Source organism: Luteolibacter luteus (genome assembly GCF_012913485.1).
GTDB lineage: Bacteria > Verrucomicrobiota > Verrucomicrobiia > Verrucomicrobiales > Akkermansiaceae > Haloferula > Haloferula lutea.
This window is the reverse complement of the sequence record NZ_CP051774.1, coordinates 4,583,672-4,601,973: the sequence shown is the minus strand read 5'-3', so window position 1 is coordinate 4,601,973 and position 18,302 is coordinate 4,583,672. Positions and strand designations below refer to the sequence as shown.

The 18,302-nt window shown below is 60.5% G+C and carries 15 protein-coding genes; 8 read left to right on the top strand and 7 right to left on the bottom strand.

Going from position 1 to position 18,302, the window contains the following annotated elements:
* The first annotated feature begins 10 nt into the window (after positions 1-10).
* The 4 genes from HHL09_RS19045 to HHL09_RS19030 all read left to right on the top strand — a co-directional run bounded on the left by HHL09_RS19045 (position 11) and on the right by HHL09_RS19030 (position 4,298).
* Positions 11-1,036, top strand: a complete 1,026-nt coding sequence (locus HHL09_RS19045) for a zinc-binding alcohol dehydrogenase family protein (RefSeq protein WP_169456214.1) — start codon at positions 11-13, stop codon at positions 1,034-1,036.
* A complete protein-coding gene (locus HHL09_RS19040; RefSeq protein WP_169456213.1) occupies positions 1,033-1,704 on the top strand; it encodes a phytanoyl-CoA dioxygenase family protein in 672 nt (223 codons plus the stop codon). The genes HHL09_RS19045 and HHL09_RS19040 overlap by 4 nt, the downstream gene beginning before the upstream one ends.
* 84 nt (positions 1,705-1,788) lie before the next feature.
* Complete coding sequence (locus HHL09_RS19035) at positions 1,789-3,330, top strand: FG-GAP repeat protein (RefSeq protein WP_169456212.1); 1,542 nt, start codon at positions 1,789-1,791, stop codon at positions 3,328-3,330.
* A 38-nt stretch (positions 3,331-3,368) separates the two neighbouring features.
* Positions 3,369-4,298, top strand: a complete 930-nt coding sequence (locus tag HHL09_RS19030; protein ID WP_169456211.1) for a LysR family transcriptional regulator — start codon at positions 3,369-3,371, stop codon at positions 4,296-4,298.
* 19 nt (positions 4,299-4,317) lie between these two features.
* Here the strand turns inward: HHL09_RS19030 and HHL09_RS19025 are convergent, their stop codons facing one another.
* The 5 genes from HHL09_RS19025 to HHL09_RS19005 all read right to left on the bottom strand — a co-directional run bounded on the left by HHL09_RS19025 (position 4,318) and on the right by HHL09_RS19005 (position 10,194).
* A complete protein-coding gene (locus HHL09_RS19025; RefSeq protein ID WP_169456210.1) occupies positions 4,318-5,418 on the bottom strand; it encodes an STING domain-containing protein in 1,101 nt (366 codons plus the stop codon).
* 144 nt (positions 5,419-5,562) lie between these two features.
* Positions 5,563-6,711 carry a Gfo/Idh/MocA family protein gene (locus HHL09_RS19020; protein WP_169456209.1) on the bottom strand — a complete coding sequence of 383 codons (1,149 nt, stop codon included), beginning with the start codon at positions 6,709-6,711 and terminating at the stop codon, positions 5,563-5,565.
* A 50-nt stretch (positions 6,712-6,761) separates the two neighbouring features.
* Positions 6,762-8,072 (bottom strand): hypothetical protein, encoded by a 1,311-nt coding sequence (locus HHL09_RS19015; RefSeq protein ID WP_169456208.1) that lies wholly within the window; start codon positions 8,070-8,072, stop codon positions 6,762-6,764.
* Positions 8,073-8,115: 43 nt separating this feature from the next.
* The gene (locus HHL09_RS19010; protein WP_240963664.1) at positions 8,116-9,117 is read right to left on the bottom strand and encodes a sugar phosphate isomerase/epimerase family protein; all 1,002 of its coding nucleotides are present in this window, start codon (positions 9,115-9,117) and stop codon (positions 8,116-8,118) included.
* A gap of 66 nt (positions 9,118-9,183) precedes the next feature.
* Positions 9,184-10,194: a hypothetical protein gene (locus HHL09_RS19005; RefSeq protein ID WP_169456207.1), complete on the bottom strand. Its 1,011-nt coding sequence runs from the start codon at positions 10,192-10,194 to the stop codon at positions 9,184-9,186.
* A 202-nt stretch (positions 10,195-10,396) separates the two neighbouring features.
* Here HHL09_RS19005 and HHL09_RS19000 point away from each other — a divergent pair, with 202 nt between their 5' ends.
* The 3 genes from HHL09_RS19000 (at position 10,397) to HHL09_RS18990 (ending at position 12,987) form a co-directional block, all read left to right on the top strand.
* Entirely contained in the window at positions 10,397-11,239 is an 843-nt protein-coding gene (locus tag HHL09_RS19000; RefSeq protein WP_169456206.1) for a sugar phosphate isomerase/epimerase family protein, read from the top strand.
* A 180-nt stretch (positions 11,240-11,419) separates the two neighbouring features.
* Positions 11,420-12,475: a zinc-binding dehydrogenase gene (locus HHL09_RS18995; RefSeq protein WP_169456205.1), complete on the top strand. Its 1,056-nt coding sequence runs from the start codon at positions 11,420-11,422 to the stop codon at positions 12,473-12,475.
* A 20-nt stretch (positions 12,476-12,495) separates the two neighbouring features.
* Positions 12,496-12,987 carry a nuclear transport factor 2 family protein gene (locus tag HHL09_RS18990; RefSeq protein ID WP_169456204.1) on the top strand — a complete coding sequence of 164 codons (492 nt, stop codon included), beginning with the start codon at positions 12,496-12,498 and terminating at the stop codon, positions 12,985-12,987.
* Positions 12,988-13,012: 25 nt separating this feature from the next.
* On the opposite strand, the gene HHL09_RS18985 is transcribed toward HHL09_RS18990, so the two are convergent.
* On the bottom strand, positions 13,013-13,567 hold the full coding sequence (locus HHL09_RS18985) for a sigma-70 family RNA polymerase sigma factor (RefSeq protein ID WP_169456203.1): 555 nt from the start codon (positions 13,565-13,567) through the stop codon (positions 13,013-13,015).
* Between the two features lie 54 nt (positions 13,568-13,621).
* Positions 13,622-16,648 (bottom strand): serine/threonine-protein kinase, encoded by a 3,027-nt coding sequence (locus HHL09_RS18980; protein WP_169456202.1) that lies wholly within the window; start codon positions 16,646-16,648, stop codon positions 13,622-13,624.
* A 143-nt stretch (positions 16,649-16,791) separates the two neighbouring features.
* On the opposite strand from HHL09_RS18980, the gene HHL09_RS18975 reads away from it, so the two are divergent.
* Positions 16,792-18,285, top strand: a complete 1,494-nt coding sequence (locus tag HHL09_RS18975) for a tetratricopeptide repeat-containing sulfotransferase family protein (RefSeq protein ID WP_169456201.1) — start codon at positions 16,792-16,794, stop codon at positions 18,283-18,285.
* The last annotated feature ends 17 nt before the right edge of the window (positions 18,286-18,302 follow it).

Sequence of the window (18,302 nt, the reverse complement as noted above, 5' to 3'; positions counted from 1 at the left end):
CCTACTCCCGATGAAAGCCGTAGCCATCACGCAGAAACTCCCGCTCGATCATCCCGGATGCTTCGTCACCATAGATCTCCCCGATCCTGTGCCGGGCCCTCAGGACCTGCTGGTACGAGTAAAGGCAGTGGGCATCAACCCGGTGGACTACAAGCAGCGGAACGCCCGCAAGGAAGATGAGACCGCGCCACGGATCCTCGGTTGGGATGCCGCCGGCATCGTCGAAGCGGTCGGCAGCGAAGTGACCTCCTTCCGGCCGGGTGACGAAGTCTACTACGCCGGCGATGTCACGCGCCCCGGCTCAAATGCGGAGCTGCAATTGGTGGACAGGCGGATCGCCGCGAAGAAACCGGATTCCCTCGGTTTCCCGGAGGCCGCAGCCTTGCCCCTCACCGCCGTTACCGCATGGGAGTCCCTGTTCGATCGCCTCGGCCTCACTCCGGGTGATCTCCAGGAAGGCAAGGACAAGACCCTGCTCATTCTCAGCGGCGCCGGGGGCGTGGGGTCCATCGGCATCCAGCTTGCCGCGGTCCTTACCGGCTTCACCGTGATCGCCACGGCTTCCCGCCCGGAAACCGTCCAGTGGTGCTATAAGATGGGTGCCCATCATGTGATCGACCACTCGGGCGATTGGCCCGCCGAACTGGAGAAGCTCGGCTTCAAGACCGTGGATTACATCGCCTGCTTCGCCGACACCACCGCTCACTGGAAGGCGATGGCCCAGGCAATCGTGCCCCAAGGAAAAATCACCGCCATTGTGGAATCTGCCGAAGTCCCGGACATCGGCCTGCTGAAGAGCAAGTCCGTCGCCTTCATCTGGGAATTCATGTTCACCCGGTCGATGTTCCAGACTCCGGACATGGTCGCCCAGCATGACATGCTCAAGGAAGTGGCCACGCTGGTCGATGCAGGGCGCATTCGCACGACCATGACCAAGAACGGAGGGACGCTTTCTCCACAGACCCTCACCGCTGCGCATCAAGAGCAGGAGGCCGGCAAGATGATCGGGAAGCAAGTGCTGGAAGTTGCGTGGTGAGTCCTGGAGAGCAGCTCGAAGAAGAAGGCTGGGCACTGGTCTCGACCGGTGTTTCTCCTGAAATACGGGCAGAACTCCGCGACTCGATCTTCATCCAAGAGAAGGCGGGCACCCGCTGCCTCCTGGATGTCCCCGCGGTTCGCGAGGTCGCCTGCCAATTGAAGAACGAATTGGCAGCTGCAAAGCTCCTCTCTTCGGGCGCGATCGCCATCCAAGCCATCGCCTTTGACAAGACCCCGGACACCAACTGGAAGGTGGCTTGGCATCAAGATCTGATGTTTCCCACGGCCGAAGCAGCGACGGCTTCCGGCTATGATTTGCCCGTGAAGAAAGCTGGCATCCACTACGCCCGCCCTCCCCTTCAGGTTGTCGAAGACTTGTTGGCTGTCCGGCTCCATCTTGATGTCTGCGGCACCACGAATGGTCCGCTGAGAATTTGCCCGGGGAGTCATCGCCATGGCTTCATTCCCTCTCCGGATTGCACCGGATGGGTGACTGCCCGGCAGGAGAAGCTCGCCCTCGCAGCAGAAGGCGAAGCCATCCTCATGCGCCCACTGCTTCTCCACGCATCCTCGCAGGCAACCGTACCAGCATATCGCCGCGTCTTGCATCTCGTCTATCACAGCGGGGAGCCGGTCAGGGAAGCATGGCACCGCAGTATCGGATAGCCGCCGGATCATAGACTGCGTCTATGATCGCGCGGATTTCTTTCGATTACCCCGGATGAATTGCCCGCGCCTAGGCTCGGGGTGATGATCACTACTGTTAGAAGCATCGCCTTGGCAGCCTCCACCTTGGCACTCCTCCCCGGCGCACGAGCATCTCTCACCGCGGCCTTCGACCAGAACGTCTCCGGACCGCGCACCCACAGTTCCTTCGGCGACAACATCGTCGCCGTGGGAAACTTCATGGCGGTCTCCGAGGACAACCGCGTCTATCTCTACGAGCGCAACGGCGGAACCTGGGACATCTTCGCCCGCAAGAATATGATCACGTCTCCGGGCAGCAACTCGGATGAATTCGGTCACCGCGTCCTGATGCCGGACCGGAATACCATCATCGTTTCCGATCCGCTCTTCAACGCTCTGACTCCCTCAGGCGGCACCAACAATGATCAAGGAGCCGTTTACGTCTTCGGCCGGGATGTCGGTGGAGACAACAACTGGGGCCTCATCAAGCAAATCACCGCCACCGATCACCAACTCCCCAATGCAGCCTTGTCGAAACGCCTCGGCGACGTGATGGCTTATTCGGAGGGCCGCATGGTCATCTCCGCCTCGACCGGCACCTCCACTGCAAAGTTCCTCTACGTCTTCGAGAAGGACCGCGGAGGGCTGAACCAGTGGGGCCAAGTCCCGGGGGTGAAACTGGAAGGGACCAGCCAGAGCATTCTGAACTTCGGCTATACCGTTGCCATGGCAGGAGACCTGATCGTCGTGGGATCTCCCTTCGAAGGTTATCAGGAAACCCCTTCGTCACCCGTTGTTTCAGCCCGGGGAGCAGTCTTCTTCTACGCCCGGAACCAAGGTGGCACAGACCGATGGGGACTTCTCCCCAATGGAAAAAGATACACGCCGGACGGCGCGGCAACCGACTACTTCGGGCGGACCATCTCCATCTCTGGAGATCTCATGGCCGTGGGGGCACCGGGCCGGGATCTCTCCGCAGCACAGCAGGATGCGGGTATGGTCTACACCCTCGCAAGGAATCAGGGCGGACCCGGCGCGTGGGGATTCACCCCGGCAAGGATCACCGCTCCGGACGCGGCGGGCGGGGATGAATTCGGTGCCGTAGTGACTCTCCGGGGGGATGCTCTCGCGGTCTGTGCCAACGATGATGACGTGGCCGGGGTCAACGATGCGGGGTCGATCTACCTTTTCGAGAAGAGCCTGGCGAACCAATGGCAGGCAGTGAGCGGCGGCAAGTTCTCCATCGATGTCGTGCCCGGGATCACCATGGTGAATACCGGTTTCGATTCAGAACTTTTCATGGACGAGCAGCGTCTCCTCTTCTGGTCCCGCGTTTCCTCCTTGGGACGGGTCGTCACGGACATCCGTCTCACCGGGTTCCCTCCGGCCGGCGGAGGTCTCGGCAGCATCACCTATACCCAGCAGGGGCGCGTGACCTTTTTGCCCGCCGCAGCGGGTAGCTACCAACTCCGATCCAGCACCGATCTCCAAACTTGGATCGACCATGGAGCAAGCTTCTCCGGATCACCTGGAGTTCCGGTGAGCGTGGAAACGGGTGCCGCCGGCGGGTCCCAGCGACGATTCTTCCGAGTCGAAAGCAGGTGAGCTTGTCCACCACCACCACTCCATGTAGCGAGAGGCTCATGAATGTTCATCACCTCGAACTCTTCTACTATGTGGCGAGATTCGGAGGCATCACCGCAGCGGTGCGCAATATGCCATATGGCATCCAGCAACCTTCGGTGAGCGCCCAGATCGGCCGCTTGGAAAAGGAGCTCGGGGTGATCTTGTTCAGCCGCAGGCCCTTCGAACTGACTCCGGAAGGCGTGCTTCTCTATGAGAGGATCCGCCCCTTCTTCACACAGCTTCCTGACTTGGCCGATGAGATCCGGCAGGAAGGCGCGCTCCACCTGAAGATGGGAGCCTGTCCTTCCGTGCTGCGGAACCACCTGCCGGCCCTGATGCTGGCCATGAAGGCTAAGAAACCCGGCCTTCGTATCAGCCTCAGGGAAATCCAGATGGATGAGATCGCGGACCATCTCGTGAAGCAAATCGCGGACATCTCCGTGGGAGCGGTGCTCGGCTCCTTTCCTCAATCGCTCCGTGTCGACGAACTCATCAAGGTGCCCTTGGCCTTGCTCGTGCAAGAGGATTTCCCTCTCCAGACATGGAAACAGGTCCTCACCCGGCACAAGCAGAAGGATGGCAGCATGGACCTCCCCTTGATCGCGCCGCCTCCACAAAGCGTCATCACGCGGCGCTTTCATGAAGGCCTCACCCTGTCCGGCCTTGCTTGGGAGACGGAGGTGGAGGTGGGCAATTTCGATGTAATCCGGGACTACGTGAAGCATGGCTTCGGAGTAGGGATCTCCGTGGTGATACCCGGGGTGAATCCTCCGCCCGGACTCAGGCAAATCCCGATCAAGGACTTCCCTCCCGTCAGGGTGGTAGCGGTCTATCGCCGGGATCCGAAGCCCGTTGTCGCATGGTTCGTCAGCGAGCTGAAGAACTTCGTGAAACAATACATTCCAACCACTTCGGAGAGAAAAGCCGCCCACGCCAAGAGAGACTGACGACGACTCCGGACATGGCCTAGACTCGCGACAACAAGCGGGAAATCAACGCAGGTGCCTCTTCGAAGGAGGCCACATGCACAATCTCTTGCCTGACCCTCAGGCCGTCCATCTCTATCTGATAGCGGATCCCTTCGAAGAAGCGGTCCAACAGGGCCTCACCGGACTGCGCCAGCCGCTGCTGATATGCCTGCTCCGCCTCCCGCGAAAGACCGCGAACCTTGCGATTGCGGTACGCCAGCAAACGGGGAGCCCGCTGCAGCGGGTAAATCGTGCGAGGCAGATCGATGATCACGTCACCCACATGATCGAACCACAAAGGCCCCAAGGTATCTCCAGGCGGTGGATCAAGCTTCTTGGTTTCCAGTTGGAGTCCCTCCTTGCTTAGAGCCTTCTTGAAGGCCGCGATGTCCGCCTGGTAGCTTCCTTGAATCGACCTCGGCCGGACCATCACCACTTCTCCGATCCCATTCTCCTCATCGGCAAGAAAGCCACCCTCCGTAATCAAGCGGGAGATGAAATTGTAGTAATAGCCCGTCGCCAAGCCCATGGCTGCCGAGATATCCACGATTGGCAGCCCGTAGAAAAGGGTCAGCCGGTTGTTTCCGTAGTTACTGCTCGGATCTCCCTTCCGAAGAAAGTTCAGCAAGGTTCCGCGAAGGCCGTTCTTCAGCGACTCCTCGGAAAAATCCGGCACCTTGTGCTGCAGCATCTCCCGGGCATAGAACGGCACGCCCCCCTTTCCCTCCTCCATGACCAAGATGGTCGGAATCCCGAGCGCATGGACGATTCCCAGCTCATAGAAAACATTCCCGCTCGCCTCCTCGCGGCCATCCTTCGGCGTTAAATTGAAGATGATCAGATCCGCAATGTCGATGCGGGACAAGACCCCGTCGGTGATGTTCAGCCCGAAGATACGCTCGGGAACATGGACCGTCCGATGCTCTGGACTGACGCCAGCCTCCGCCAGAAGCGATGCAAATTCAGGTTCATCCAGCAGGCACTCGACCGCCTTCTGAACGGGAACACAGGAGGCCGAGATGGTCTCATCCTCGCTCATGGGCCCGAGGATCAGGATATCGAGACGGCGGTCGCTTGACCAAGCTTGGGGGTGGAGCATGGCTTAATGGGTCGGCAGCTTGTGGAGCCGTCCCAGATCAGCATGCGCAGGACGTCTCATCCAGCTTCAAGATGGAGGCTCGCCCGCGGAAAAGAAAAGGGCCACCTGCCCGCAAGCAGATGGCCCTTCACTAAAAAGCGGAGATCAGGCCTTCTTCACATCCACCCACTGCTTGGTCCGCGCGGACTCAAGCACCGCATCACAGACATACTGTGTGCCAAGGGCGTGGCGGAAGTCGGGGTAGCGCTTCTCCTTCTGCGGGCTGTCGAGATCCTTGAAGAACTCGGCCAGCTCGTGGGTGAAGGAGTGCTCGTAACCGAGGCAGAGGCCCGGCACCCACCAGTTACCGGAGTAGGGATGATCCCCGTCCGTGGTGTGGATATTGGTCCAGCCGCGGCGATCACCAGGAACCCCGTGATCGAAGTAGGACAGATAGTTGAGATCGTGAAGATCCCAAGCCAAGGACTTCTTCTCACCGTTGATCTCGAAGGTGTAGAGCGCCTTGTGGCCACGGGCGTAGCGGGTGCTCTCGAAGATGGCCAGCGAGCCGTTCTCGAAACGGGCGAGGAAGGCACAGGCATCGTCGATAGTGACAGCCTGCTTCTCACCGGTGGCGGTGTGCACGCGCTCCTTGATGAAGGTCTCCGTCATCGCGGAGACGGAGACGATGTCGCCGTTGATCCAGCGGGCGGTATCGATGCAGTGAGCCAGAAGATCACCAGTCACACCGGAGCCGGCGGCCGCGGCATCGAGGCGCCAGAGGCCGGCACCGCCTTGGGGAAGCTCCTCGGAGATCGTCCAGTCTTGCAGGAAGTTCGCGCGGTAATGGAAGACGCGGCCGAGTTCGCCCGCATCCACAATGTTCTTCGCGAGGGTAACGGCAGGCAGGAAGCGGTAGTTGTACCACACCAGGTTGGGCAGGCCGGAAGCCTCCACCGCCTTCACCATCGCCTCACCCTGCTCGCCATTCAGCGCGAGCGGCTTCTCACAGAGGATCATCTTGCCGTGCTTGATGCACTCCAGCGCGATTTCCGCGTGGGAGTCGTTCGGCGTGCAGATGTCCACCGCGTCGATGTCCTCGCGGGCGACCAGCTTGCGCCAGTCGGTCTCGTAGGAGGCGTAGCCCCACTTCTCCGCGAAAGCCTTCACCTTCTGCTCGTCACGACCGCAGACCGCCTGACGGACAGGCACATGCGTGGTGTCGAAGAAGTGCGAAAGCTGGGAGTAGGCATTCGAGTGGGTCCGGCCCATGAAGCCATAGCCGATGAGACCGATGCGGATTTCCTTTTTCATGATGGGGAAGAGGGTGCGTCTGCTGGGTTGATGTTTGATTCAAAACGGCGTCATGCGGCGCCGGGTGTTTGGGAATGCGCGTGTTGCGGGAAGTCGAAGGTCAGCACGAGCGGTTCATCTCCCGTGTTCTCGATTTCCACACCACCGCGATTCAGCGCGGCCTGGGTGATGAATCCGATCTCGGGATAGATTTCGCCGAGTTTCATGTCCTGGTGATAGCGCACTTCGAGTTTTCCGACCCGGCCGCGTCCGCCGTTCGTGTGGAACAGCGCGGGGCTTTCCGGGCGGAAACTCGTCTTGGCTCCGGGTGCAAGGGTCAGTCGGAGAATGGAGCACTTCTGGTCGCCGAGGAAATCACCGTAAACAATCCACTGTGCGTCCACTCCCTCGCCGGAGAACTCCTTGGCGGTGATCGCCGGACGCGAATTCTTCTGAACGAAGTCGGGATCCTGGTTCGCCTCGAAGTCGAACTTGTCCACCAGGTATTCCCAGTCTTCGTGCCGGTCTTTCGGATAGTCCTCTTCCCGGCAGGCGTAGAACGCGTCGGCCGCTCCGATCCTTCCGTCAAGCGTCAGGTCCTCGGCCAGGAAATGCTCGTCCATAGTGACGTGAAGCTCGTGCGTGCAAAGGTCCGTCGGCGAGTGCAGCACGCCATTCGGCATCACGAAGCCGTCATCCAGTTTCATCATCGTGTGCGGCGACAAGTGCCGCACCCCGTTGTATTCGCCCTGACCCCAACGCTGCATGCAGGCAAGGAACTGGTCCTTGGTGACGAACGGATACAGACCCATGGCCGTGGTGTGGTAGTGCGACGGGCTGACTCCGGGGTTGTCGAAGGAATTGATGTCGTAAACCTCCCACTTCGACCAGTGAAGGTGATGGGGAATGGGGTTCAGGTTGTCGAACTTCTTGGACACGATCGGCCAGGTGACCCTGCCGAACAGGGATTGGGAAACCGCCACGAGCTTTTCTCCCATGACGGCTTCAGGATTGGTCTCGATCAGATCCTGAAGCGAGATGACTTGCCCGCCCGGAGTGAGAACGTGGGCTTCTCCTTCACGGAACGGCGCCTTCCCCGTGCGGGTATCGATGACGCCGGTTACAATGGGCACGGTGCAGCACATCCAGACTTCATCGAGGCCGGTTCCGCCCATGTAGTCCGGATAGTAGGATTTCTCATCCAGTCGAAGGCGTTTGCCCGGCGAGCAGAATGTCCGGCCGGCGTAGCGGTGCAGAAGCTGCAGCACCCCATCGTTCTGATTGAGGCAGTCATCGAGAATCGAATCCGATCCTCCGTCGATGACATCGTGATGAGGATACTCGTGCAGTTTCTCCGCAAGAATTGAAGTCGGGGCAGCCATGGTAGATAGATCCTGAATAATGGTGAATGGAGTGGCCGCCGCTTCAGAGCGCCTCGTCGACTTCGATCATCTTGCCGAGGATGGTCTCCCAGGTGCGGGCGTCCTCGAGGATCTCGTTGGGGAACATGCAACCGTCCCAGCAGATGTGCTTCATGCCGCGATCGGCAGCGCCTTGCAGCCAGAAGGTGGAGCACTTGACGATGTCCAGCTTACCATTCGGGTCATCGGCACGGCAGTGGCGGCCGGTCTTGTCGTGGCTGCCGGTTCCGTGGACCGAGCCATCGTTCTGTGCGACGTGGAAGTCGATGGTCCACGGGCGCAACGCATCGGTCAGCGTCTTGTAGGCAGGCCAGAACTCCTCGTCGGTGTAGCCTTCCTTGAGGAGGGCCGCCTCGGGAGCATTGTAGCCCATGAGGTAGAGGTAGGTGTGGGCGAGGTCAGCCTGGAAGCCGACGGTCTCCGGCATGCCGGTCGCTTCCAGCGTGTCGATCATCGCCTTCCACGAGTGCATGCCACCCCAGCAGATCTCACCTTCCGCAGCGAGGCGCTCGCCGTGTTGGGCAGCGACCTTGCCGGCTTCACGCCAAGTCTCGGCGATCTTCTTGGTATTGCCGGCCGGATCTTCCGCCCAATCGTGCACGCCCCCGGAGGAGTCGATGCGGATCAGTCCGTATTCACGCACGCCATGTGCCTTGAGGATGTCGGCGATGCGGCAGGCCTTCTCGACGGCGAGGACGAAGTTCTTCCGGTCATCGGCCGATCCGAAAGCGGAACCACCGACCGTGCCCGGCCAGACCGGGGCCACCAGCGAGCCGACCTTCAGGCCGTGCGCCGCGATCTGGTCGGCCATCGCCTTGATCGCGTCGTCGGAAGCGTCGGGGTCGGTGTGCGGGTGAAACAGGAACAGGTCCACACCGTCGTATTTGCGGCCATTGACGGAGGCGGCGGCAGTCATTTCGAGCATGCGCTCGAGCGAGATCGGCGGATGGTCGGTGCCGGGTTCCTTCCCGACCAGGCCGGGCCACATGGCATTGTGAAGTTTCATGATCTTGGGTTGTAGATGTTGGGTGGTAGGTGATCTCAGAGTCCCGTTTGCGGATGCCTCGATAGGTTAGAGAACAAAATTCCAATCGATACTGGTTTCGACGCTTTTGCCGGAGTCGCCGGTGATCTTCACCTTGCCCGGCCCTGCCGGAACGATTGAGACCACGGTGCCGAAATCCTCCGGCACGGCGGCGACGGCCTGCACCGTGCGAAGCGAGACGGTCTCGTCCTTGCGGAACTCGCGGGTGGTCGGCACGCCGTCCGCGGCAAGCGGATCCTTCCGCGAAACATCCACGCCATCCGCGAAGAACGAGCAAACTTCCTCAATGCCGAGACGGCCGAGGTGGCGCCCATGCCACGGCTCGCCATGGCGGCCACCATTGGAAATCCAGAAAATCGTGCAGGGAAAATCGGCAGGGTTCTTCAAAGAAAACCAAACATAGCCCTCCAGCACCGCTGCCGACCACGCGAAGGGCTGCTCCGCGCTCGCTGGCTCTGCCATCACCATCGCCAGATCCTCATAGCCTTGGCGTGAGGGATAGCGGGTCAGGTCGGTCGTCCCGCCATTCGCCAGCGGCACCTCGCGTAGATCTGTGAAGGCACCGTGAGGCTTCAGCGCACCGTATTCGCGGTTCAGCGGATTCGAGAACAGCCCGTGATACACCGAGCCCCAGCGGAAAGGAGAAACACTTACCCTGCCCTCGCCTTCCGTCAGATTCGAAAAATCAATCACCGGGTGGTTGCCGTAGCTATAATCCCCCTCTGCCCCGGAAATACGATGCTCGCAGTAGATCGCGGTCTCGCCGTCCTTCAGCGTCAGGATCTTCTCGATCCACGCGCCGGACTCCGGGTCATCCAGACCCAGATGCAGCATCTCTTCGCCACCCGCCACGATCTTCCACTCGCCATTCGCCGAGGCACCGTGCGGCGGGCCTACTTTCTGCCCGCCGAAAGGGAAACAGAGGAAGTCACCGCGCAGCACTTTCAGCAGCACCGGCAGGTTTTCATCGACCTCTCCCGGCTCCCACGGAGCCAGCGCATAGGGCAACACAACCCGTTCACCGAGCGTGAATTCCACCGGCGCAAGATGCCCCCCGCGCGATGTGACTTGAAGCCTAACCCGGTCGTGGGATAGACACCAGCTTGGTTCGCCGTGGATCACGTCGTTCATAAGGAGCGGGGCGATTCAGAAAAAATCTCACAAAAACGGAAGCAAAATCACATTTTGACGAAAATTGGAATGGCAGCCCTGATTCCCGCCCGATAGGGAAAGCGGCACCATGAAAATCGGCTTCAATCTGCTCCTCTGGACGCCCCAGCTTCAGGAAGACCAATTCCAACTGCTCACCGATCTCAAGGGCGCTGGCTATGATGGCGTGGAGCTGCCGATTTTCTCCGCGGACGTGGAGCACTACAAGAAAGTGGGCGAGGCCCTCCGCGACAACGGCCTCCGCTCCACCGCCGTCACCGTCATCCCGGATGAGGCCCACAGCCCTTGCAGCCCGGAAGCATCCCACCGCGCCGCTTCCGTCGATTACCTGAAGAGCATCGTCGACTCTTGCCATGCCGCGGGCACGGAGATCCTCATGGGCCCTTTCCACCAGCCGCTCGGCGTCTTCTCCGGAAACGGCCCGACCGAAACCGAGTGGAACCACGCCGCCGAAGTCCACCGCCAGGTCGCTGAGTATGCCCAACAGGCGGGGGTGAAAATCGTCATCGAGTGGCTGAACCGCTTCGAGTGCTACTTCATCACCACCATGCAGCAGGGAGCTGAATACGCTGCATTGGTGAATCACCCGAACTTCACCACGATGTTCGACACCTTCCACGCGAACATCGAGGAGAAGCACCCCGCCGAATCCCTCCGCAAATACATCAAGAGCGTCGGCCACGTCCATATCTCCGAGAACGACCGCGGCACTCCCGGCACCGGCAATGCCGAGATCCGCCAGAGCATCGCCGTCCTGAAGGAACTCGACTACAAGGGCTGGCTCACCATCGAAGCCTTCGGCCGCTCCCTCCCGGAACTCGCCGCCGCAACCCGTGTCTGGCGCGATCTTTTCCCGGCCCCGGAGGAAGTTTACACGAAGGGCATCGCCTACATCCGCGAGTGCCTCGGATAAAACCGGTCCGGCAATCCATTCCGCTTCAAGAAAGGCACGCATCACCCGATGCGTGCCTTTCGCTTTTGAGAGGCTCCGAAAAAATCTTCACGGCCGCTTGGCCGATTCTCTCCGGAATCTCGTTTGGCTCTTTGGCGGCACTGGAGCCGCCATCCACCAAACCAAACGAAAGGATCGCCCATGTTAGCCGCACGCATGCATGAATTCCACAAGCCGCTCGTCCTCGAAGATGTCCCCGAGCCGGATGTGAAAGCCGACGAGATTCTCGTCAAAGTCACCGCCGCCGGGATGTGCCGCACCGATGTGCAGCTGCTCGATGGCTATTTCAGCAACTACGCCCACGCCACCTTCCCGCTCACTCCGGGCCATGAAATCGCCGGACTCGTCCAAAAGGTCGGCACTCTCGTCCCCGAGTCCTCAGGCTTCCAAGAGGGCGATCAAGTCGTCGTGGTCGGCGGCTGGGGAGATGGCACCTGCCGCCATTGCCAGGAAGGAAACACCCAGATCTGCAGCCACGGCCGCTGGCCGGGCTTCGGTCCCTACGGAGGCTACTCGGAGTATGTCCCCGTTCCCTACCGCTACCTCATCAAGGTCGACAAAAGCCTGAAGGCAGAGGAACTCGCCCCCCTCACCGATGCCGGCCTCACCCCCTACCGCGGGATCAAGAAACTGCGCGATGCCGGTGCCCTCGGGCCGGATCGCGTGCTCGGCGTCTTTGGTGTCGGCGGACTCGGTGCCTATGGTGTCCAATACGCCAAGCTCTTGGGAGGCGGAGCCACCGTCGTCGCCTTCGCCCGCCATCCCGATAAAATCGCGATCGCAAAGGAATACGGTGCCGACCACGTGATCAGCACCAAGGGCAAGTCCACCGCCGATCTTCGCAAGGAGCTCAACAGCGCCGTCGGCAAGGGCGAACTCGATGCCGTGATCGATTGCGCCGGAGCCCCGGAGATGATCCGCACCGGTTTCGAACTACTGGCCGTCGGTGCCCACTACTCATCGGTGGGCCTTGTCGGAGATCAGATCAATATCCCGCTCTTCCCCTTTGTCGCACGGGAATACACGTACCATGGATCCTTCTGGGGAAACTACAACGACCTCACCGAGATCCTCGCCCTCGCCGCCGCAGGCAAGATCCGCCACACGGTGAAGCCCATCACCCTCCAGGACGTGAATGAGAACCTCGATCTTCTCAGGGCCGGCGATGTCATCGGCCGCGCCGTGATCCGCTTCTAAACCTCTCTCAAAAGATCGCCATGCACTCCCATGCGAAGCACCTCACCGCTGCTGCCATCATCGCGGCAGGATCCCCCCTCATGAGCCACGCCGAAACCAGCAACAACACGGAAGCCAACAAACGGTCGGTCCAAGCCGCCTTCGATCGCTGGCGCGCCGGCACAGGAAACCCCTTCGAACTCCTCGCCGATGATGCCACCTGGACCATCACCGGAAACTCCGCCGCCTCGAAAACATACGAGACGAAGGAAGCCTTCATGGAGGCCGTCATCCGCCCCTTCGCCGCCCGTGTGAGCAAGCCGCTGGTCCCGACCATGCGCAACCTCTACGCCGATGGCGACACCGTCATCGCGCTCTTCGACGCCGAGACCATGGCGAAGGACGGCAAGCCTTACCGCAATACCTACGCATGGTTCATGCAGATGCGGGATGGCAAGATGATCAAGGTCACCGCCTTCTACGATTCCCTCGCCTTCGACGATCTGTGGAAGCGGGTGCCCGTGACAAAGTAACACCCTAGGGGAGCTGGCGGAAACGCTAGCTCCCCTCCATCTCCTGGAAGAGCCATGCACGCGAGAAATTCCAGTAGTTCTTCACCGTCGAAACGGACACCGCCAGCAAGTCCGCGATCTCTTCATGGGTCATCCCGACGAAGAAGCGCAACTTAACCACTTCAGCCTGAATCGGATACTCCCGCGCAAAGAGATCCAGCGCCTCGTTCACATCCAGCAATTGCTGGTCGGAGATCGGCGAGATCAGCTCATAGTCCTCCAGCACCACCCTCTCCAATCCCCCGCCGTGCTTCTCCGTCATCTTTCGGCGCGCGCGGTCGATCAGGATATGCCTCATCGCTTCAGCCGATGCCGCGAAGAAATGCGCTCGATTCTCAAAACTCGTCGTCTCCGATCCCACCAGCTTCATCCATGCCTCATGAACCAGCGCCGTCGGCTGCAAGGTCTGTCCCGGCGGCTGCTGTGACATCTTGAAGGCTGCCAGCCGCCTCAGCTCTTCATAGACCAGCTTGAGCAATTCCTCCGCCGCTTTCGGTTGTCCCTCATGGACGGCAGTCAGCATTACGGTAAATTCGCTCATGGGGGACTGTTAGAATCGGAATCTTCGGTTGCTTGGAAGCATGCTGGCCAGCTCTTATTCCCGACCTGCCTCGGCAAGAGCACGGGCTTCAGAGAGCAGTTCCCGCGCGATGATCCAGTCTCGCCAGTCCTGCCCCAGGTCTGCGCTCGCAAGTTTCGGAAGCTTGGCTTCGAATAGCGCGTCGCCCTCCGCGAGATAGGCGCGGGCCCTTGCTCCTTCGTTCTGGCGAAATGCGGCCATTGCCTGAATCGCCAACGCCGCCACTTTTGCATGCGGATTCGAATGATCCACTTTTCCGGCTAGGGCGGCCGCCTCGGCGAACTTCATCTGACGCCAATCGGAAAGGGCCTTCAAAACTTGGAACAAGGGCCATTGGTCGTAGCCCTCACCCTGCCTGAATACCGCATCCGCAAAGAGTGCCACTCGCTCCAAGTCCGGTAAGGCATCGGGCCGGATGAGGCAATCCTTCGCCATCCGGTCCGCGATGAAAATATCCGTCGGCTCATGACAGCGGCGGATGATCTCCGCGCAGAGCTTCCGATAATCCTCGTTTCTCCCCTCCGCCACCAAAAGTGGTGCCAAGGTATGGTAGTACTCATGCTCCTCCGGTTGAAACTCGATCAGCTTCGCCGCATCCGCAGCCGCCTCACGCCAACGCCCGGCCCTCGCTAGAAACTCCGTGCGCATCTTGAGAACCGGCACGCACCTGGGCGAGCTGCAATAGGCCGGAGTAAGTATCCCCGAGAAAACTGCATCCGCCTCTTCAAGTTTTCCCCACTGCTTCAAATTCGACGTCAGCCGCTCGATCGCCTTGAGCACGGGCACGTAGTCATCGGGATCTTTCCTCCCGCTCGCGATCACCTCCCGATAAAGCGCCTCGGCTTCTGCGCGATCCCCCGTGGACACATTCATGTCCCCCAGCCTGACAATCGCATCGGCTCGATGGGGATGGGACGGCTCCAGATACTTGCGCCGGAGTTCCACCACCCGGGAGAGATAGCTCTTCGCCTCGGCAGTCTTCCCGCTTGCGATCGAAACCGTGAAGAGATTCCAAATCGGGCCCGAGAGTTCGGGATGATCGGGACCATACTTCACCTCGCTCTCCGTGAGCACTTGGTGGAAGAGCGGATCCGCTTCAGCATACCGCTTTCCCGCATACAAGATGCTCGCCAGATTTCCCATCGCGGTGATGCTATCCTGATGCGTGGCGCCCAAGTGCTCGCGGCGCCACGTGTGAACCCGCCGCATGAGATCCTCGGCCTCGCCAAGCTGACCCTGACGCCAACGAAGCATGGCCAGGGCCTCCAGCGACTTGGAAACCTCCTGCTCCTCCTTGTCGGGCCAGCTCCGCCAAAGTTCCTGGAGGAAGAGCACCTCAGGCTCCGCCTCCACGATCTTCCCCTGATTGAGCTGAAGGAATACGAGCCGGTTCAGCACCGTGCCCAGCTCCCGGTCCAAATGCGGGGAAACTTTCCGGTAGAGCTCCGCAGAACGCTTCAGCATCCGCTCCGCAGACTCGACATCGCCGATCTCACGATAGCCCATTCCTAGCGCAAAGCGCAATTCCGCCTCGGACTCCGGATGTTGGTCCAGCGTCCCCGTGATGCGCGTGTCCGTCTTGTCCAGCAGCTCGCGGAGAATCGTCGTGTCGCGGCCCATCGCCACGCCGGGCGAGACGCTGACCAGCATGTCCATGAGCACTTTGGTCACCCGCTTGCTCTTCATGGCCATCGTCAGGGCAGTGCGCTTCTCGGCATCCGCCCTACGGCGGGCCTCCTGTTCCTTGGCAAACAGGGTGGCCATCACCGCAAGGCTGCTCACCAGAAGAACCGCGATCACCCCGAGGCTTCCGGCCAGCACCTTGTTGCGCGCCACCAGCTTGCCCAGTTGATAGGCCGCACTCGGAGGCCTTGCGTTCACCGGCTCGTTTGCCAAGTGGTGCAGCACATCCATGGCCAGCGCGTTGGCCGTCGGATAACGTCGCGAGCGATCTTTCTCGAGCGCCTTCATCACGATCCAATCGAGATCGCCTCGAACACTCTTGGACAGTCGTGCCGGATCCAATTGCCGCCGCTCGGCCACCTTCTCCAAATCCCCGGTCGACAGGCTCTTCAATCGTGACGAGGGACGGAGAGGCTGCTTCTCCAGGATATCGCGGCGCACCTCGTCCAGCCCGGCATTAAAGAGCTCCCGGACCTCGAAAGGCACCGCTCCCGTCAGCATCTGGTAAAGCAGCACCCCGAGACTGTAGATGTCCGTACGGGTATCGAGATCCACGCTCTTCAACGCAGCCTGCTCCGGACTCATGTAAGTCGGGGTCCCGATCAGCATCTCGAAGGCAGTGAAGAAGGTCTTGTCCGTCAGTTGCTGTCCCGCCGTCGCCTTCGCGATTCCGAAATCGATCACCTTTGGGAAAGGCATCCCCTCCCCCGTCGTCGACACCAGGATGTTAGACGGCTTGATATCGCGATGAATGATCCCCTTCTGGTGCGCATGCTGGACGGCGTGGCAAACCTGCACGAAGAGCTCCAAGCGGCCGCGCAACGTCAGCGAGTGCTCATCACAATAGTCCGTGATTTTCTTCCCGCGCACCAACTCCATCACGAAGTAGGGCCTGCCCGCATCCGTCGCGCCCGCATCCAGCACCTGCGCGATGTGTGGATGCCCCATCATCGCCAGCGCCTGCCGCTCGGATTCGAATTGCGCGATCACGCTCCGGGTATCCATCCCCGGCTTCACAACCTTCAGGGCCACCTGCCTGTGCACGGGCTCCTGCTGCTCTGCCAAGAAGACAACGCCGCATCCCCCCTCCCCGATCTGCTCGATCAACTTGTATCTGCCGACTAGGTCTCCGGCACTCTCACCGATCGGGGCAACCCGCGCATCCCCGCCTCGGAGCAAGAGCACAGGCTCATCCAGAAACCCCTCTGAACCTTCATGGGATCGCAGGAGATCGAGCAACCGCTGGAGCAAGACCGCATCGCCACCGCATGCTCCTTCCAAAAAAGCAGCACGTTCCGAAGACGCCAATCCCAGCGCCTCGTTGAAAATCTCAATGATCGGATCGGGAGAAGGATCCATCGCACTTCACCTTCTCTCTGAAATTTCCGATCGGATCACAAACCGAATCCCTTCCTCTCCCCTGACTTCATTTTTCAGAAAGACCGCCAGATCCGCCGCTCTGGAATTGACCCGGCTGGCCGCGTGCCGTCGAGTGGCTGCCGATGGCGCGCGATCTGGATGACTTGCTTGTGGAAGCATTCCAAGCCCGGCAAAGTGAATTGCCGGAACTTGCCCAGAGGCTTTTCACCGAAGCCTTGGATCAACTGCCAGGAGACCCGGCGCTATTGATCGAAATTACCCGCTGCCTGGTCGATCGATGCCTTCGCGGCGAAGCACGGGATCGCTTGAAGAACATCCCCCCGATCGAAGAAGATCCGGAACTCCAATTGGAACTGGCGCGGACCTGGCGTTTGGCGGGCGATCCGTCCGAGGCATTGAAATGCTACCTCAGCATCGGCGGAGACAATGAGTTCCACCGCCAAGCAGCGCTGGAGGCCGCACTGATCCACGAAAGGCTCGGCCGCATCGAAGAAGCGCGCGACTGCCTGCCGGAAGAAGACCAATCGCCCGAAACAACCTTGGCCCTCGGCATCATCTCCGAACGGGAAAATAAGACTGAAGTCGCAGCTACCGCCTATCGGCAGGTGAGGATGCAGGCTGCGGCATCCCCCATGGGCACGGAGGCTGGCTATCGCTTGGCCCGTCTACACCTGGCGAATGGAAACAGTCACGAGGCATTCACCCTACTGGAAGAGATCAAGGCCAAGGAGATGCAGGAATTCCCCGCCGGGCGCGAAGCGATGATTCACCGGCAACGCGAAAGCGAGATGGCGATGCTCGACCGGATGATGGAGCTGCACCGGCTCCAAACCCGGGACGAGGAAAGCCCGGTATGGATGATCACGGGTCACGCCCGATCCGGAACCACCCTCCTCTCCCGGCTCATGGCCGCGCGGGGCATGTGCTGGATTGATGAAGCTCCGGCCTTCGGGGCCTTGGCCAGGGAGATGAGCGGGCACTGGAAAACCGTATCTTCGGAGGACCTGCCACGGATGCTCGCACAAATGCCGTCCGCCGAACGGGATAGCTTCTCGCGCGCCTATCGGGCCCGCCTTGCAGACTGGGGAACACCCCCTCCGGACAAACCCCTTCTCGACAAGAATCCAGGCCTCTGGACCCTGCTGCCTTCTGTCATCGCATTGCTCCCCGGCTGGCGGGGAATCATCCTGATGCGCGATCCCCGGGATGTGGCCTTGAGCTGTTATTTTCAACGCTTCGGCCCCACCTCACTCGGCATTTCTTGCAACACCCTCGCAGGGGCGGTGGAAGCCGTTAGCCATGCCTACCGGCACTGGCTGCGATTCAAGCCGATGATTCCGGAAGAACAATACCTGGAGCTTCGCTACGAAGACTTGGCTGCGGATCCGGACGCAGTGCTGGATTCCTCCGCCGTCCGTGCTTGGCTCCCACCTTCGTGCGGCGGCATGGAGCCTATGAGTGAGGCAAGGCCGCGACTCCTGGAAAATCCTTCCTATGCTCAGGCGGACGAAGCACCACATCTTCGATCGGTGCAGCGTTGGCAAAAGGTCCGAGGTCCCGCCCTGGCAACACTTCGGGATCTTGATTCTATCGCAAAACAAGCAGGCTACCGCTAAGCGGCAGCCTGCTTGGA

What these genes read in the sequence shown, in the direction of transcription:
- HHL09_RS19015 (WP_169456208.1), bottom strand. Translation starts at nt 8,072, where the DNA reads ATGGCTGCCCCGACTTCAATTCTTGCGGAGAAACTGCACGAGTATCCT.
- HHL09_RS19045 (WP_169456214.1), top strand. Translation starts at nt 11, where the DNA reads ATGAAAGCCGTAGCCATCACGCAGAAACTCCCGCTCGATCATCCCGGA.
- HHL09_RS19035 (WP_169456212.1), top strand. Translation starts at nt 1,789, where the DNA reads ATGATCACTACTGTTAGAAGCATCGCCTTGGCAGCCTCCACCTTGGCA.
- HHL09_RS19000 (WP_169456206.1), top strand. Translation starts at nt 10,397, where the DNA reads ATGAAAATCGGCTTCAATCTGCTCCTCTGGACGCCCCAGCTTCAGGAA.
- HHL09_RS18995 (WP_169456205.1), top strand. Translation starts at nt 11,420, where the DNA reads ATGTTAGCCGCACGCATGCATGAATTCCACAAGCCGCTCGTCCTCGAA.
- HHL09_RS18980 (WP_169456202.1), bottom strand. Translation starts at nt 16,648, where the DNA reads ATGGATCCTTCTCCCGATCCGATCATTGAGATTTTCAACGAGGCGCTG.
- HHL09_RS18990 (WP_169456204.1), top strand. Translation starts at nt 12,496, where the DNA reads ATGCACTCCCATGCGAAGCACCTCACCGCTGCTGCCATCATCGCGGCA.
- HHL09_RS19030 (WP_169456211.1), top strand. Translation starts at nt 3,369, where the DNA reads ATGAATGTTCATCACCTCGAACTCTTCTACTATGTGGCGAGATTCGGA.
- HHL09_RS18975 (WP_169456201.1), top strand. Translation starts at nt 16,792, where the DNA reads ATGGCGCGCGATCTGGATGACTTGCTTGTGGAAGCATTCCAAGCCCGG.
- HHL09_RS19010 (WP_240963664.1), bottom strand. Translation starts at nt 9,117, where the DNA reads ATGAAACTTCACAATGCCATGTGGCCCGGCCTGGTCGGGAAGGAACCC.
- HHL09_RS18985 (WP_169456203.1), bottom strand. Translation starts at nt 13,567, where the DNA reads ATGAGCGAATTTACCGTAATGCTGACTGCCGTCCATGAGGGACAACCG.
- HHL09_RS19025 (WP_169456210.1), bottom strand. Translation starts at nt 5,418, where the DNA reads ATGCTCCACCCCCAAGCTTGGTCAAGCGACCGCCGTCTCGATATCCTG.
- HHL09_RS19020 (WP_169456209.1), bottom strand. Translation starts at nt 6,711, where the DNA reads ATGAAAAAGGAAATCCGCATCGGTCTCATCGGCTATGGCTTCATGGGC.